Origin of the sequence: Microbacterium sp. 2MCAF23, from assembly GCF_052115565.1 — a bacterium.
In the GTDB taxonomy this organism is placed as follows: domain Bacteria; phylum Actinomycetota; class Actinomycetes; order Actinomycetales; family Microbacteriaceae; genus Microbacterium.
The window spans coordinates 1-365 of the sequence record NZ_JBFRGY010000029.1; the positions used below are offsets into that span (position 1 = coordinate 1).

Below are 365 nucleotides of genomic sequence, written 5' to 3' on the forward strand. Positions count from 1 at the left end.
GGGGTGGTCCGGTCCAATCGATTACCGGAGGTGGATGATGGCCGATTTCGGTGCGTCTTATGCGGAGATGGAGCAGGTGGCGTCGTCGCTGTCGCAGGCTCGTGATGACATTCAGGGTCAGCTGGAGAAGCTGAAGGGGCAGGTGGACAACCTGCTGGGTGAGGATTTCAAGACGCAGCACGCGTCGGGGAAGTTCGGTCAGGGGTATACGGAGCTGACGACGGGTCTGAAGCATGCGGTGGATGGGATCCACAGCATGTCGGAGTCGCTGACGGGGATGATGCACAAGATCCAGGAGTTGGATCAGCAGCTCGCCGGTCACTGACCGTTGGTGTGCGGGCGGGGGTCGTGCACCGACCCCCGCC

1 protein-coding gene is annotated in these 365 nt (G+C 62.2%); it reads left to right on the forward strand.

The window, feature by feature from the left end:
• Positions 1–325: WXG100 family type VII secretion target (locus AB4078_RS18685; RefSeq protein WP_441978383.1), on the forward strand; the 325-nt coding region annotated here is incomplete at its 5' end.
• Positions 326–365: the final 40 nt, after the last annotated feature.